Origin of the sequence: Pseudoalteromonas sp. SR44-8 (genome assembly GCF_014163635.1) — a bacterium.
GTDB classification, from domain to species: Bacteria; Pseudomonadota; Gammaproteobacteria; order Enterobacterales; family Alteromonadaceae; genus Pseudoalteromonas; species Pseudoalteromonas rhizosphaerae.
Window position 1 is genome coordinate 1 of record NZ_JACJDS010000109.1, and the last position, 314, is coordinate 314.

At 42.7% G+C, this 314-nt stretch carries 1 protein-coding gene; it reads left to right on the forward strand.

What is annotated here, in order from left to right:
• Positions 1-69: 69 nt before the first annotated feature.
• Positions 70-314: transposase family protein (locus H5183_RS21535; protein ID WP_182732694.1), on the forward strand; the 245-nt coding region annotated here is incomplete at its 3' end.

The window sequence follows — 314 nt, forward strand, 5'->3', positions numbered from 1 at the left end:
CCAGGGCAAGATCACGAACTTTACCTTGACTTAAAAGTATGATCTTATACTCCTTTTTAAGGAGCCCCCATGCCTGATATTCAACTATTTAAATATTTCGAATCAATTGACGACCCTCGCCAGCAGGGTAAAGTTGTCCATAAACTTTTTGATATCATATTCTTAGCTGTCAGCGCTGTCATATCTGGGTGCCAAGGCTGGGAAGATATTGAAGATTTTGGCCATGATAGATTAGATTGGCTCAGGAAGTACGTTCCTCTTGAGCAAGGTATCCCTCGCCATGACACAATCGCTCGTGTGATGAGTCGCATTGA